Below are 13,763 nucleotides of genomic sequence, written 5' to 3' on the forward strand. Positions count from 1 at the left end.
AAGAGCATGGATCGGGACGTACCGCATCCGGGTGCCGCGACCCCGGTCGGGGTTCCGCGGCCCGCCCGCGTGCGGATGGGGACGATTGTCGGTGGCGGGGTGCAGCATGGGACCCATGGCGAGGGGAACGACCGGCGGGAGCCGGGTGGCACGGGGCGCGCGGCGGCCGGAGCTGAGGCTGCCGCCGCTGGAGCCGTGGGACGGCGGAGCGCTGGCGCCCGACGGTGACTACGACGGGCTGGAGTTCCGGGACGCGGACCTGAGCGGGCAGGACGCGGCGGGCGCCCGGTTCATGGACTGCGCGCTGCGGGGCTGCGCGGTCGACGAGCTGCGGCTTCGCCACGCCCGCGTCCTCGACTCCGCGCTCACCGCCCCGCGCGGGGTCGGCACCGACCTCTCCGAGGCCACCCTGCGCGACGTCGAGCTGACCGACCCGCGCCTCGGCGGCACCCAGTTGCACGGCGCCGTGCTGGAGCGGGTCGTCGTGCGCGGCGGCAAGATCGACTACCTGAACCTGCGCATGGCCCGGCTGCGGGACGTGGTCTTCGAGTCCTGCGTCCTGGTCGAGCCGGACTTCGCGAACGCCCGCCTGGAGCGGGTGGAGTTCGTGGACTGCGCGCTGAAGGGGGCGGACTTCAGCGGGGCGACCCTGCGGGACGTCGACCTGCGCGGTGCCGCGCCGCTGGAGATCGCCCGGGGCCTCGACCGGTTGTCCGGCGCGCTGATCAGCACGGCTCAACTGCTGGACCTGGCCCCGGCGTTGGCGGCGGCGGTCGGGATCCGCGTGGAGTAGGGGCGGCTAGGGGGTGTCCGGCGGATCTTGGCGCAGACGCGGGGTCCGGCACGCCGATCTGCGGCGTTGTCGTCGGTCGCCGACTCCCCCACGCTCGGCTTCGCTCGCGCGGGGGCACCCCCATGCGTCGACTCCCTCCTCCGCCTTGCATCTCGACGCACCAGACCCCGCTCACCTGGGTCAGAACCGTGCCGTGACTTCCCTCCACCAAGATCCGCCGGACACCCCTAGGAGACGCGGGGGAAGCGGGCCTGGAGGGTCCAGATCGCCGGGTTCTCGCCCAGGTCCTCGTGGAGGTCGACCAGGTCGGCGATCAGGTCCTGGAGGAAGTCCCGTGCCTCCCGGCGGAGTTCGGCGTGCGAGAAGGCGAGCGGCGCCTCGTCCGACGGCTGCCAGTCGGCGGTGATGTCGACCCAGCCGAAGCGGCGCTCGAAGAGCAGCCGGTCACTGGACTCGGTGAAGTCCAGCTCCGCGTGCTGCGGCCGGGCGGCACGGGAGCCCATCGGGTCCCGGTCGAGCCGTTCCGTGATGTCGCACAGCGCCCACGCGAAGTCCAGCACCGGAACCCATCCCCAGGCTGTGGACAACTCCCGGTCCGTTTTGGTGTCCGCGAGGTACACGTCCCCGCAGAACAGGTCGTGCCGCAGCGCGTGGACGTCCGCGCGGCGGTAGTCGGTCTGCGGGGGGTCCGGGAACCGGTTGGAGAGGGCGTAGCCGATATCGAGCACCTGCCGATGGTGTCACGACACCGGGCACGCCTGGCCGCGGCCCGGGGCCCGGCTCGGGGTCTGCTCGGCTCGGTCGAGGGTCTGGTTGGGCTCGGGGTCTGGCTCGGCTCGGTCCGGGGTCCGGCCCGGATCGGCCCGGCCTGTGGTCCGGGCCCGGATTCGGGATCCGCCTCGGCTCGGGGTCCGGCTCGGCCCCAGGGCCCGTCCGGGGTCTGGCTCGGCCCCAGGGTCCGTCCGGGGTCCGGCTCGGCTCGGGGTTTGGCTCGGCTTGGTCCGGGGTCCGGCCCGGATCGGCCCGGCCTGTGGTCCGGCCCCGGATCGGGTTCCGCCTCGGCTCGGGGTCCGGCCCGGCTCGGCCCGGTGCCCGGCCCGGCTCAGCCCCGGGATCCGGCCCGGCTCGGTCCGGGGTCTGGCTCGGCCCCAGGGTCCGGCCCGGCTCTGGGTCCGTCCGGGGTCCGGCTCGGTTCGGGGTTTGGCTCGGCTTGGTCCGGGGTCCGGCTCGGCTCGCCCCGGCTCTGCCCCAGGGTCCGGCCCGGCTCGGTCAGGCCTGCGGTCCGGCCCGCCCGGGGCCCGGCTCGGGGGTCTGGGCCGGTTACGCCCGGCCTGCGGTCCGGCCGGCTCGGTAGGGGGCCCGGCCCGGCCCGGGGTCTGGCCCGGCTCCGCCCGGCCTGCGGTCCGGCCCGGATCGGGGTCCGCCTCGTCTCGGGGTCCGGCCCGGCCCGGACCGGCGGCCCCGGATCCGCCTCGGGCCGTGATCCGCTTCCGCCTAAGAAGCCATCTCATTTGGTCGGACTGTGGTGGCGAAAAGGTTGAGTGATGCAGGGGCGACGGCGGGCTGTACGGGCGCATCGGCTGCCCGTCCGTCATGACAGGCGCCTGGTTGGATGGTTACGTGGACACGGTAATCGAGTGGACCGACCGTCGCATTGTGGACGACGGTGCCGTTGAGCAGGGGTTTCGTTTGGCCCGAGAAGCCAGCGTCGTCCCGGGGATGCTCTGGCTACCGCCTTCGCCTATCTCGTCACCGCCTGCTCTGGTCCTGCTAGGACACGGAGGCAGCGGGCACAAGAGCAGTGAGCGAATCGGTAGTCTGGCTCGCTGGTTCGCGTCCCATGTCGGCCTTGCCGCACTCGCGATCGACGGGCCTTACCACGGCGAGCGAGTCCCCAACCCACTACCAGCCGCGGAGTATCAGGCCCGCATCGCCGAAGAGGGGATCGATGTCGTCCTCGATCGAATGGCCGACGACTGGCAGGCGGCTGTGGACGCCCTCGGCGCCTTGGGCATCGCGGACACCGATAACCTCGCCTACCTGGGAATGTCCATGGGAACACGGTTCGGCATCCCCTTGGCGGCCGCCATGGGCGACCAACTCCGATGTGTCGTCCTCGGCAAGTTCGGCCTCTGGCAAGGACCAGCCCTGCACAAAGGCCTCGAAGCGCCGGAACGCATCGCGGCGGACGCCCGACGGATCAGCGCCCCAGCACTGTTTCACGTCCAATGGCACGACGAGATCTTCCCCAAGGACGGTCAACTGGCCCTCTTCGACACCCTCGGGTCACAGGACAAGCAACTGGTTGGCCACACCGGTCAGCACGCCGAAACAAAGCCCGTCGCCGTGACCCTCTGGCGCGACTTCGTTTCCCGCCACCTGGCAGCTCACGCCAGTAGGGCTGTGAGTCGGCGGTAGCAGATGAGGGTGCAGGCGATGCTGGTGAAGGCGAGGAAGTGCTCAGCTTTGCGCTCGTAGCGGCGGTGCAGGCGGCGGCATCCGGCGAGCCAGGCCATCGTGCGCTCTACAGTCCAGCGGTGGCGGCCCAGGCGGGTCGAGGACTCGATGCCCTTGCGTGCAATGCGGTGCCTGATGCCGCGCCCGCGTAACCATCGTCGCAGGTGGTCATAGTCGTACCCCTTGTCGGCGTGGAGCTTTCCTGGCCTGCGTCGCCGGCGTCCACGCCGGGAGCGGATCGGCGGGATCCCCTTCACCAGAGGGATCAGCGCCTGGCTGTCATGCAGGTTCGCACCCGAGATTCCGACGGACAGGGGCAGACCGGTCCGCTCGGTGATCAAGTGGATCTTCGAGCCGTACTTGCCCCGGTCCACAGGATTCGGACCCGTCAGGTCCCCTTTTTCAGGGCCCTCATGTTCACGGAATCGATGGCACAGCGGGACCAGTCCAGCTCGCCGCGGGAGCCGAGTTCGTCGAGGACGAGGCGGTGGAGTTTGGCCCACACCCTGGCCTTTGTCCACTCGGTAAAACGCCGGTGCGCGGTCGCTCCCGACGGTCCGAACGACGCGGACGGCAACTGCTGCCACGTGCAGCCCGACGTGGCCACGAACACGATCGCAGCCAGCACCTCCCGGTCACCGTGCCGACGTCGGCCACCGCCCTGAGGTCGCGATGGCGCCTCCGGAACCACCCGCTGGAACAGCTCCCACAACTCAGCCGGCACCAGCCGCTCCACAATCGAAACCACGACCGACAGCCTACCGAACCAAATGAGATGGCTTCTAAGATCGCTGACATGTCCAGATCCGTACGCCTGGTGCAGGCCGCCGCGGTCGCGATGGCGATCGCCCTCACCGGCGCCGGGTGCGGGCGCGGGGTGCACGGCACGCCGGGCGGTCCGGGCGTGCGGGACCCGTACTTCCCGAAGGCGGGGAACGGCGGGTACGACGTGGACCACTACGCCCTCACCCTGGACTACACCCCGGCCACCCGCCGCCTCACCGGCACGGCGGTCATCACCGCCCGCGCCACCAAGGACCTGTCCGCCTTCGACCTCGACCTCGCCGGGCTGCACGTGGACTCGGTCGGTGTCGACGGCCGGGACGCCCGCTACAACCGGGCCGGGCAGGAGCTCACCGTCCGGCCGCACGACGACCTGCGCGGCGGCCATACCTTCCGTACGACCGTCCGCTACTCCGGCGTCCCGGAGACCCTCACCGACCCCGACGGCTCCGCGGAGGGCTGGCTGCCCACGGCCGACGGCGCGCTCGGCCTCGGCGAGCCGGTCGGATCCATGGCGTGGTTCCCCGGCAACGACCACCCCTCCGACAAGGCCTCCTACGACATCACCGTCACCGTCCCGCAGGGTCTCCAGGCCGTCTCCAACGGCGAGTTGGCCGACCAGTCCACCCGCGCCGGCCGTACGGCCTACCACTGGCACACCGCTCAACCGATGGCCGGCTACCTCGCCACCGTCGCGATCGGCCACTTCGACATCACCCGCTCGAAGGGCCCCGGCGGGCTGCCCGTCCTCACCGCGGTCGACCCCACGCAGGTGAAGTCGAGCGCGCGGGTCCTCGCGAGACTCCCCGAGATCGTGAAGTGGGAACAGGACACGTTCGGGCCGTACCCCTTCTCCTCCGTCGGCGCCGTCATCGACCGCCCGGACGACGCCGGTTACGCCCTGGAGACCCAGAACCGCCCCGTCTTCCCCGGCACCCCCGAGATCGGCACCCTCGTCCACGAACTCGCCCACCAGTGGTACGGCGACTGCGTCACCCCCAGGTCCTGGCGCGACATGTGGCTCAACGAGGGCTTCGCCACGTACGCCCAGTGGCTGTGGGACGAGGACCACGGCGGCGACACGGCCGAGCAGACCTTCCTGTCGTACTACCACGCCCGCGACAGCGCCCTCTGGGCCTTCCCGCCCGCCACCCCCTCGGGTGCCGACCACATCTCCGCGTCCCCCGTCTACGAACGCGGCGCGATGGTCCTCCACAAGATCCGCCAGAAGGTCGGCGACAAGGCCTTCTTCGCCCTCCTGCGCGCCTGGCCGGCCGCCCACCGCTACGGCAACGCGAGCACCTCCGACTTCACGGCGTACGTCCAGCACCGCTTCCCCCGCGAGGACTTCGGCGAGATCTGGAAGGACTGGCTGTACGGCGAGGGCAGACCGGCCCACCCGTGAGCCCGCGGTGCCGGTCCCGGTGGCGTCAGTCGCCCTCCGGCGGCCAGGCGTCCAGCATCCGGCCCAGCCCCGGCGGCCACACCGGCTCGCGCTCCTCGGTCAGTTCCCGCCGGGTCCACCAGCGCCACGTCAGGATGGAGTCGGCGGCGTGCGCGGCGGCGACGCCGGGGCCGGCCGGCTCCCGGCGGGGTCCCCGGGTGACGTAGACGTGCTCGTACTGGCGCACCGGCACCCCCGCGCGCGTGAAGTCGTGTTCCCAGGTGCACAGCAGCGGGCCCGGCGTCAGATCCGTCCAGCCCGTCTCCTCGGCCAGCTCCCGCACAGCGCCCTCGCGCGGGCCCTCGCCCGCCTCCAGCCCGCCGCCGGGCAGGGCCCAGTGGACGCCGACCTCGGGATTGTCGTACCGGAACAGCAGGACCGAACCCTCCGGGTCCACGACCGCGATCCGGGCCGCCGGGCGGGGCGTGCGCAGCGGTTTGCGCAGGACGGCGCAGGGGCGGCCGAGGGCACGGTCCACGCGCTGGTCGAGGACCTCGTAGCCGAGAGCGGTCCAGAAGGCCAGGCCCGCGTGGTTGCCGTCGAGTACGGCGAGGCGGGCGGCGGCATGGCCCCGGGCGCGGAGCCGGTCCTCGACGCGTTCGGCGAGGGCGCGGCCGTAGCCGCGTTGCTGTTCGCCCGCGTGCACCATCAGCAGGCCGATCCAGGGGTCCGGATCGGCGGGGTCGGGATGCCGGTCGAGGGTGATCGCGAGGCCGACGAGCCGGCCCTCGCCGGTGCGGGCGAGGAGCACTTCGGCGCCCGGCACGGCCAGGTCCCCGGCCAGTGCCCGCGCGACCTGCTCCGGCCGTATGTCGTCCGGGTCGGGGAAGTCGCCGCTGAGCCGGTGGAAGGCGCGGTTGGAGGCGTACAGCGCGGTGAGTTCGGTCAGCAGGGGGCCTTGGATGGTCCGGCCGGGGGCGAGGGGATCGAGGATCACGGGGTGGAAGCTACCCCGGTGACCGGCCGCGCTCTCCGGGATTCCCGCCCTTCCCTGCCGGGCGCTCGGCGGGGAAGGGCGGCGACGGCGGTCCGTCAGACGTTGACGCCGAAGTCCTGGGCGATGCCGACCAGGCCCGAGGCGTAACCCTGGCCCACCGCGCGGAACTTCCACTCCGCGCCGTTGCGGTACAGCTCGCCGAAGACCATGGCCGTCTCGGTGGCGGCGTCCTCGGACAGGTCGTAGCGGGCGATCTCCGCGCCGCCGGCCTGGTTGACGACGCGGATGTAGGCGTTGCGCACCTGGCCGAAGTTCTGGCCGCGGTTCTCGGCGTCGTAGATGGAGACCGGGAAGACGACCTTGTCGATGTCGGCCGGGAGGCCGGCCAGGTTGACGTTGATCGCCTCGTCGTCGCCCGCGCCCTCGCCCGTGCGGTTGTCGCCGGTGTGCACGATGGTGTTGTCCGGGGTCTGCTTGTTGTTGAAGAAGACGAAGTGGGCGTCCGAGTAGACCTTGCCCTGCGTGTTGACCGCGATGGCGGAGGCGTCCAGGTCGAAGTCGGTGCCCGTGGTGGTGCGGACGTCCCAGCCGAGGCCCACGGTGACGGCCGTCAGGCCCGGAGCCTCCTTGGAGAGCGAGACGTTGCCACCCTTGGACAGGCTTACAGCCATGTTGGGAGTCCCTTCCTAGATTTCCCTGTGCGTGCCGACGAAGCTACCGTCACCCGGGAGAACGCCGGGGGCGTCCCGGTGGTTCCGGACTCCCTTTACCTTTTTTACCCGGGCTTCCCCACGGTTTCGGAAATCCAGGTGACGCGGACGGGCCGGGCCGGGAACATGGAAGGCATGTCCGGTCCTCACGTCATCCGCGGCTCCGTCTCACTTCCCGAGGCCGAGCTGATGTGGCGTTTCTCCAGGTCGTCCGGGCCCGGCGGACAGCATGTCAACACCAGTGACTCCCAGGTGGAGCTGCGCTTCGACCTGGCGGCCACCGAGGCGCTGCCGCCGGTGTGGAAGGAGCGGGCCCTTGAGCGGCTGGCCGCCCGGCTCGTCGACGGGGTGGTGACCGTACGCGCGTCCGAGCACCGCTCCCAGTGGCGCAACCGCGAGGCCGCCGCCGTCCGCCTCGCCGCGCTCCTCGCGGAGGCCAGCGCGCCCCCGCCCAAGCCCCGCAAGCCCACGCGGATACCGCGCGGCATCAACGAGCGCCGGCTGCGGGAGAAGAAGCAGCGCGCCGACACCAAGCGCGGGCGTTCGGGGCGGGACTGGGGATAGCGGGTCCGCCCCCGCGCCATCTTTGTTCGCCGCTTGTCACATCTTCGGTCCGGGAGCCGTCAGCCGGGTATGGACGCTCACGACAACGACTTCCTGGCCCGCCGTTTCGAGGCGCACCGGGGCCATCTGCGCGCCGTCGCCTACCGGATGCTGGGCTCGGCCGCGGAGGCCGAGGACGCGGTGCAGGAGGCGTGGCTGCGGCTGAGCCGGTCCGACACCAGCGAGGTGGAGAACCTCGCGGGCTGGCTGACGACCGTGGTCGGCCGGATCTGTCTCGACCTGCTCCGGTCCCGCCGGGCGCGGGGCGAGCAGCCGCTGGAGAGCTGGCAGCCGGGGCCGTCGGGCGCACCGGATCCCGCGCAGGACGCGCTGCTCGCCGACTCGGTGGGGGTGGCGCTGCTCGTCGTCCTCGACACGCTCGGGCCCGCGGAGCGGCTGGCGTTCGTGCTGCACGATCTGTTCGGGGTGCCGTTCGAGGAGGTCGGCGGGATCCTCGGGCGCAGCCCGGCCGCCGCACGGCAACTGGCCAGCCGGGCGCGGCGCCGGGTGCGGGGCGCTGCCGCGCCGGAGGCGGACCTCGCGCGGCAGCGGGCGGTGGTCGACGCGTTCCTCGCGGCGGCGCGCGAGGGGGACTTCGAGGGCCTGCTGGCCGTGCTGGACCCCGAGGTGGTGGCGCGGGGGGAGACCGGTACGACGGTCGGGGCGGCGGAAGTGGCGTCCAACGCGGCGCGGTTCGCGGCGCTGGCGAGGGTGGCGCGCCCGGTACTGGTCGACGGGGCCACCGGGTTGGTGGTGCGGGGGCCGGACGGTGCGGCGGAGCGGGTCCTCGCCTTCACCTTCTCGGCGGCGGGACGCATCCTGGCGATCGACGTCCTCTCCGGCGCGGCCCGGTTGGCCGACCTGGACCTGGAGGAGCCGGTGTGAGCCGCCGGCCCCGCCCCCCTCGGCCGCTTACGCGTCCCCCAGCGCCAGCACCCCCACCGTCTGCCCCCCGCTGGTCTCCCCGTTCTTCCGGAAACCCAGCCGGAGATAGAAGTCCTCGGGACCGTCCGTACCGGGATGCCACGTGACGTACAGCTCGGAGCCGCCCCGGCGCCGGATCTCCTCGCCCACGGCGGACACCGCGAAGCGTCCGTACCCCCGCCCCTGCTCGTCCGCCGCGATGTTCAGCCGCCACAGCCCGGACCGGCGCACGCTCCCGTCGCCGTACCAGTCGATGTCGAGGAAGGCCATGAGGAACCCGACCGGCCGCGAGCCGTCGAGGATCAGCCGGGGCCAGGCCACCCCCGCCGGGTGGACGCACGCCTCGGCGAGCGAGCGCTCCACCGACTCGACCGCGTGTTCCTGGTCGGGCCGGACGCGGATGCCGATCGCCGCCTCGAAGGTGCGGGGCGTGATCTCTTCCAGGTGCAGTGTCATCCGCGCACCCTAGGCGGCGAGTTCACCCCGCCACCAGCGAGTTCCCGTGCCACCGAGGCACGAGGGGCCTCAGCCCAACTGCCGGTAGCGGCCCCGGAAATACGTCAGCGGTCCGCCCTCCGCGCTCGGCGCCCGAGCCGTCAGCACCCGCCCGATGACCAGCGTGTGATCCCCGGCCGCCACCCGCTGCTCGGTCCGGCACTCCAGGGTCGCGAGCGCGCCGGCCACCAGCGGGGCGTTCGTCACCTCGCCGCGCGCGTACACGAGGTCCTCGAAGAGGAGCCGGTCGCTGATGCGGCCCTTCATGGCGAAGCGGCCCGCGACGTGCCGCTGGCTCTCGGCGAGCACCGACACCGCCCACAGCGGCTGTTCGGCGAGCAGGTCGTCCATGCGCGAGCCCTCCCGCAGGCTGACCAGCACCAGCGGCGGGTCGAGGGAGACCGACATGAAGGCCGTCGCGGTCATGCCGACGTCCTCCGCGCCCGGCGCGTGCGGGTCGTCCGGGTCGAGCGGCGGTTCCTGCGCGGTGACCAGGACCACACCCGCGGCCAGCCGGGACATCGCGGCCCGGAACTCGTCGTTGCTCACCCCCTCAGCATGCCCGGAAGCTGCGAGGGTGGTGGGGGAAGGCGTCTTCAGCACGCCGGAAACGCTAGTCTGCGTCCCGTGCGCCCCGCATCGGGCCTCCGCCCGAGCCGGGTCCTAGGACCAGCGGCGGAGCCGACTGGAAAGCCCGGCATCCGGCGAACACGGAAAAACGCGGAAAGCCCGCCCAATTGTTCATGTTTTGCTGTGACTTGAGTCACAAGGGGCAGGAATTGTTGACCCTGTGTACCGAGTGGGCAGCGCGCTGTGATTCAGTGGCCGTGGAACTGCTGGAGCAACCACGAGGCGCCGAAGACGACGACCCTTGATTCGCTACGAGGTCTCGGGGGGAGGGCGAGCATGGAGACCGAGTCGGAGCCGTACGTCCGTCTTGCGTCCCTGCGTCAGCTGCACCAGGTCATGGCCGACATGAACACGGCCCGCAGCCTCGCGGACACCCTCCAGACCGTCGCCGACGGCGCGGTCAACGCACTCGGGTACGAGATGGCGGGCGTGAACCTCGTACGACCCGACGGCGACCTCGTCGTCGCCGCGTTCTCCGGGAACTCCGCCGCCGAGTCCCTGATCACCGGCCGGGTCGGCTCCCGCGACGCCTGGGAGCGGCGCCTGACCATGGGCGAACACTGGGGCGACCTCGTCTTCATACCGCACACCGAGGGCTGGGTGCTGGACGACGACGACGTGCCCCAGTGGTTCACGGACGGGCCCGCGCCCCGCTTCGAGGACGAGTGGCACCCCGCCGACCGCCTGTTCGCCCCCATGTACACCCCGGGCGTGCCGGGCGGCGCCTGCGGGGAACTGCTCGGCGTCATATCCGTGGACCGCCCGCGCAACGGCAGGCTGCCCGGCGCCTGGGGCCGCGAGGCCCTCCAGATGTACGCCTTCCAGGCCGCCATCGCGATCAGCAACGCCCGGCTGCGCTCCAACATGCAGCGCGCCCTGGTCCGCCTGGAGCGCGAGCAGCAGGCGCTGCGGGCGAGCGAGGAGAGCTTCCGGCAGGCGTTCGAGTACGCGCCGTCCGGCATGGCCATCGCCGAGATGGGCGGCGAACAGCACGGCCGCATCCTGCGCACCAACGACGCCCTGTGCCGGCTGCTGGGCCGGCCGGCCTCCGCGATGCGCCGCTACTCCTTCTCCGACCTCGTGCACCCCGAGGACATCGGCACCCTGCTGCGCACCTCGGCGGAGGGCGGAAGGGCCGAGCTGCGCCTCGGCCGCCGCGACGGCAGCTACGTCTGGGTGTCGCTGCGCAACAGCGTGGTCGCGGACGCGGCCGACGGGCCCCGCTTCCTGCTCACGCACGTCGAGGACATAGAGGAGCGCAAGCGCCGCGAGCTCCAGCTCGCCCACCGCGCCTCGCACGACTCGCTGACCGGCCTGCCGAACTCCGCCGAGCTGCGCTCCCGGCTCTCCGCCAGGCTGTGCCGCCGCCCGGCGCACGCCCTGGACGCGGCCTACGGCCACCCCCCGGCCTTCGAGGGCCCCACCGGGCACGGATTCGAGTTCGCGCCGGGCGCGGAGCCGTACGAGGGCTACGACCACCATGTGCACACCGTCGCCCCCGAGGGTGAGCAGGACGACGGCACCAAGGGCCTCGCGGTGCTCTTCTGCGACCTGGACGGCTTCAAGTCGATCAACGACCGGTTCGGGCACAACGCGGGCGACGCCGTCCTGATCGAGGTGGCGCGGCGGCTGTCCCAGGGGGTGCGCGACGGCGACACGGTGGCCCGGCTCGGCGGCGACGAGTTCGTGATCCTCGCCGACGGCCTCGGCCGCGCGGACGCCCAGGACCTGGCCGTACGGCTGCGCAACGAGATCATCCAGCCGATCCGGGCCGAGGGGCGGGCGGTCCGGGTGGGGGCCAGCTTCGGCATCGGCTGGGCCCACTGCGGCATGACCGCGGACGAAGTGCTGAAGTCGGCCGACGAGCGGATGTACGTAGAGAAACGATCTCGTCCCAAACAACATCGACGCGCGGGGTGAATCCCAGGTCAGCGAGTTGATGCGGTCTGCGTCACCTGTTTGGCGGGGCTGGAGCGGGTAGGCTCGCCTTTCCAGCCATGACCGCATCCGTTCGCACCTGTTGAGGAGTACCAAGGGATGACGCCCGGCGACAACGGCGCGAGCACGCCCGAGGAAGACGACCCGTTCGGCTATCTGTACGCAGACGGCCAGGCCAGAGGTGCCCAGCCGCCGTCCGGTGGTTACGGCTACCCGAACTCGGTCAGCAGGGTGCGCACGGTCGGCGAGCGTCAGTACGGCCAGCAGCAGCCGCCCTACGTCCCGCAGCAGCAGGGCGCCTACGGCCAGCCGAACGCGCACTACCAGGCCCCGGAGACGCTGCCCGGCGGCCCCCCGCCGTCCGGCCGCCCCCCGGCCCCCCAGCCCGGCCCCGGCCGCCGCGGGCCCAACACCAAGGGTCTCCTGATCGGCGCGATCGCGGTGGTCGCCGCGGTGGTCATCGGCATCGGCATCGCCATGATCAACGGCAACTCGGACGACAACCAGGACAACCAGGCGGGCGGGACCCCGACCCAGGGGCAGTCCACGGCGCCGACGCCGACGGGCAGCAGCCCGGCGACGCCCGAGCTGAAGGCGGACCCCGGCAAGCTCCAGCTCGCGGGCGGCGCGACCACGGCCTCGGACGTCAAGGGCTCGACCTCGGGCTCCTACATCGGCGGCCTCAACACGGTGGGCGCCTCGGTGACCTGGACGGTCGACATCCCCTCGGACGGCACGTACACGCTGTTCGCCCGGTACAACAACCCCGGCGACGACCAGTCGATGACCCTCACGGTCAACGGCAAGGAGTTCGGCAACAAGTTCAACCTGTCCAACTTCACGCACCAGTCCGACCCGGCGCAGGCATGGACCGAGACCTACGCGTACCCGACCCTCAACAAGGGGGCGAACACCGTCTCGCTCTCCTGCCAGCAGGGTGACAAGTGCAACGTCCTGCTGGACCAGCTCTGGCTGAAGCCCGGCCAGCAGAAGCGCGGCTAGGACAGGGTTAAGGCACCGCGGTCGGCCGTACCCGGTCCAGCAGGTCCCGGTACGTCTCCCGGTCGAACTCGCCCGCGGCGGGTGCCCGGACGGTGGCCGCCGAGAGGGCGAGCGCGTGGCGGAGGCGGACCGGCCAGGGCGCGTCGGCCACCAGCCCGGACAGGAGGGCGGCGACCGCCGAGTCGCCCGCGCCGGTCGGGTTGCCCGGCAGGCGGGCCGGGGCGGTGGCGCGCCAGCGGCCCTCGGGGGTGGCGGCGAGCAGGCCGTCCGGGCCCAGGGAGGTCACGACCGCGTGGGCACCCCGGCGGCGGGCGGCCTCGGTGGCGCGCAACGGATCATGGGAGCCGGTGAGTTCGGCCAGCTCGTCGGCGTTGGGCTTGATGACGTCGGGGCGGGCCGCCACCCCGCGCCGCAGCGGCTCGCCGCTGGTGTCCAGCAGGACCGGCACGCCGGCGGACCGCGCGGCGCGTATGAGCCCGGCGTACGCCCCCACCGGCACCCCCGGCGGCAGGCTGCCGCACAGGGCCACCGCCTCGGCGCCGGGCAGGAGTCCGGCGTAGGCGTCCAGGAAGGCGCCCCACTCGGCGGGCGCGATCTGCGGGCCCGGCTCGTTCAACTGCGTGGTGTCGCCGGAGCGTTCGTCGACCACCGCGATCGTGCGCCGGGTCGCCCCCGCCACCGGCACCAGCGCGTCCGTCAGCCCCTCGGTCCCGGCCAGCCGGTCCCGGACCGCCCGGCCCGTGCCGCCGCCCGCGAACCCGGTGACCGTCACCTCATGCCCGAGCGCGGCGAGCACCCGGCCCACGTTCACGCCCTTTCCGCCCGGACGCTCGATGACCTCCGAGACCCGGTGCGAGGCGTGCGGGCGCAGTGACCGCACCCGGTAGGTGATGTCGAGAGCGGTGTTCAGCGTGACCGTGAGGATCAACCGGGCCGCCTCCCTCGAAGTTCCGGCGCCGCCCGCCGCCGCGTCGCCGGGCCCCGATCATGCCAAACGGACGGCGGCCGGCCCAGTCGCGGGCGGCCGCCGTCTCGGGCCTTTCTTTC

General features: G+C 72.5%; 14 protein-coding genes. 7 read left to right on the top strand and 7 right to left on the bottom strand.

Going from position 1 to position 13,763, the window contains the following annotated elements:
• Positions 1-106: 106 nt before the first annotated feature.
• Complete coding sequence (locus AB0927_RS36795) at positions 107-793, top strand: pentapeptide repeat-containing protein (RefSeq protein ID WP_366672189.1); 687 nt, start codon at positions 107-109, stop codon at positions 791-793.
• Between the two features lie 227 nt (positions 794-1,020).
• Here AB0927_RS36795 and AB0927_RS36800 read toward each other — a convergent pair whose 3' ends face one another.
• The gene (locus AB0927_RS36800; RefSeq protein ID WP_366672190.1) at positions 1,021-1,521 is read right to left on the bottom strand and encodes a hypothetical protein; all 501 of its coding nucleotides are present in this window, start codon (positions 1,519-1,521) and stop codon (positions 1,021-1,023) included.
• An 892-nt stretch (positions 1,522-2,413) separates the two neighbouring features.
• Between AB0927_RS36800 and AB0927_RS36805 the strand changes: the two genes are divergently transcribed.
• Entirely contained in the window at positions 2,414-3,211 is a 798-nt protein-coding gene (locus AB0927_RS36805) for a dienelactone hydrolase family protein (protein WP_366672191.1), read from the top strand.
• Here the strand turns inward: AB0927_RS36805 and AB0927_RS36810 are convergent.
• Positions 3,181-3,986 (bottom strand): IS5 family transposase gene (locus AB0927_RS36810; protein ID WP_366672224.1). Its coding sequence is split into 2 segments (ribosomal slippage): positions 3,181-3,650 and positions 3,650-3,986, totalling 807 coding nucleotides; the frame shifts between segments, so codons are not numbered across the junction. The two genes, AB0927_RS36805 and AB0927_RS36810, sit on opposite strands and share 31 nt — an antisense overlap.
• Positions 3,987-4,046: 60 nt before the next feature.
• Here AB0927_RS36810 and AB0927_RS36815 point away from each other — a divergent pair.
• Complete coding sequence (locus tag AB0927_RS36815; RefSeq protein WP_366672192.1) at positions 4,047-5,438, top strand: M1 family metallopeptidase; 1,392 nt, start codon at positions 4,047-4,049, stop codon at positions 5,436-5,438.
• A gap of 25 nt (positions 5,439-5,463) precedes the next feature.
• On the opposite strand, the gene AB0927_RS36820 is transcribed toward AB0927_RS36815, so the two are convergent.
• Both AB0927_RS36820 and AB0927_RS36825 read right to left on the bottom strand, forming a co-directional pair.
• Positions 5,464-6,414: a bifunctional GNAT family N-acetyltransferase/NUDIX hydrolase gene (locus tag AB0927_RS36820; RefSeq protein WP_366672193.1), complete on the bottom strand. Its 951-nt coding sequence runs from the start codon at positions 6,412-6,414 to the stop codon at positions 5,464-5,466.
• Between the two features lie 95 nt (positions 6,415-6,509).
• Positions 6,510-7,085, bottom strand: a complete 576-nt coding sequence (locus AB0927_RS36825) for a TerD family protein (protein ID WP_366672194.1) — start codon at positions 7,083-7,085, stop codon at positions 6,510-6,512.
• 174 nt (positions 7,086-7,259) lie between these two features.
• Here AB0927_RS36825 and arfB point away from each other — a divergent pair, with 174 nt between their 5' ends.
• Positions 7,260-7,688 carry an alternative ribosome rescue aminoacyl-tRNA hydrolase ArfB gene (arfB, locus tag AB0927_RS36830; protein WP_366672195.1) on the top strand — a complete coding sequence of 143 codons (429 nt, stop codon included), beginning with the start codon at positions 7,260-7,262 and terminating at the stop codon, positions 7,686-7,688.
• Positions 7,689-7,757: 69 nt separating this feature from the next.
• The gene (locus AB0927_RS36835; protein WP_366672196.1) at positions 7,758-8,612 is read left to right on the top strand and encodes a sigma-70 family RNA polymerase sigma factor; all 855 of its coding nucleotides are present in this window, start codon (positions 7,758-7,760) and stop codon (positions 8,610-8,612) included.
• Positions 8,613-8,639: 27 nt separating this feature from the next.
• On the opposite strand, the gene AB0927_RS36840 is transcribed toward AB0927_RS36835, so the two are convergent.
• Together AB0927_RS36840 and AB0927_RS36845 are read right to left on the bottom strand one after the other, a co-directional pair.
• Entirely contained in the window at positions 8,640-9,107 is a 468-nt protein-coding gene (locus tag AB0927_RS36840; protein WP_366672197.1) for a GNAT family N-acetyltransferase, read from the bottom strand.
• A 69-nt stretch (positions 9,108-9,176) separates the two neighbouring features.
• Positions 9,177-9,749, bottom strand: coding sequence for a flavin reductase family protein (locus tag AB0927_RS36845; RefSeq protein ID WP_366672198.1), 573 nt, complete (start codon positions 9,747-9,749; stop codon positions 9,177-9,179).
• 303 nt (positions 9,750-10,052) lie between these two features.
• Between AB0927_RS36845 and cdgB the strand changes: the two genes are divergently transcribed.
• A complete protein-coding gene (gene cdgB / locus AB0927_RS36850) occupies positions 10,053-11,696 on the top strand; it encodes a diguanylate cyclase CdgB (RefSeq protein WP_366672199.1) in 1,644 nt (547 codons plus the stop codon).
• A 117-nt stretch (positions 11,697-11,813) separates the two neighbouring features.
• Positions 11,814-12,716: a CBM35 domain-containing protein gene (locus AB0927_RS36855; protein ID WP_366672200.1), complete on the top strand. Its 903-nt coding sequence runs from the start codon at positions 11,814-11,816 to the stop codon at positions 12,714-12,716.
• A 7-nt stretch (positions 12,717-12,723) separates the two neighbouring features.
• On the opposite strand, the gene AB0927_RS36860 is transcribed toward AB0927_RS36855, so the two are convergent.
• Entirely contained in the window at positions 12,724-13,644 is a 921-nt protein-coding gene (locus tag AB0927_RS36860) for a 1-phosphofructokinase family hexose kinase (RefSeq protein ID WP_366672201.1), read from the bottom strand.
• Between the last annotated feature and the right edge of the window lie 119 nt (positions 13,645-13,763).

Source organism: Streptomyces sp. NPDC048106, assembly GCF_040706415.1.
Taxonomy (GTDB): Bacteria; Actinomycetota; Actinomycetes; order Streptomycetales; family Streptomycetaceae; genus Streptomyces.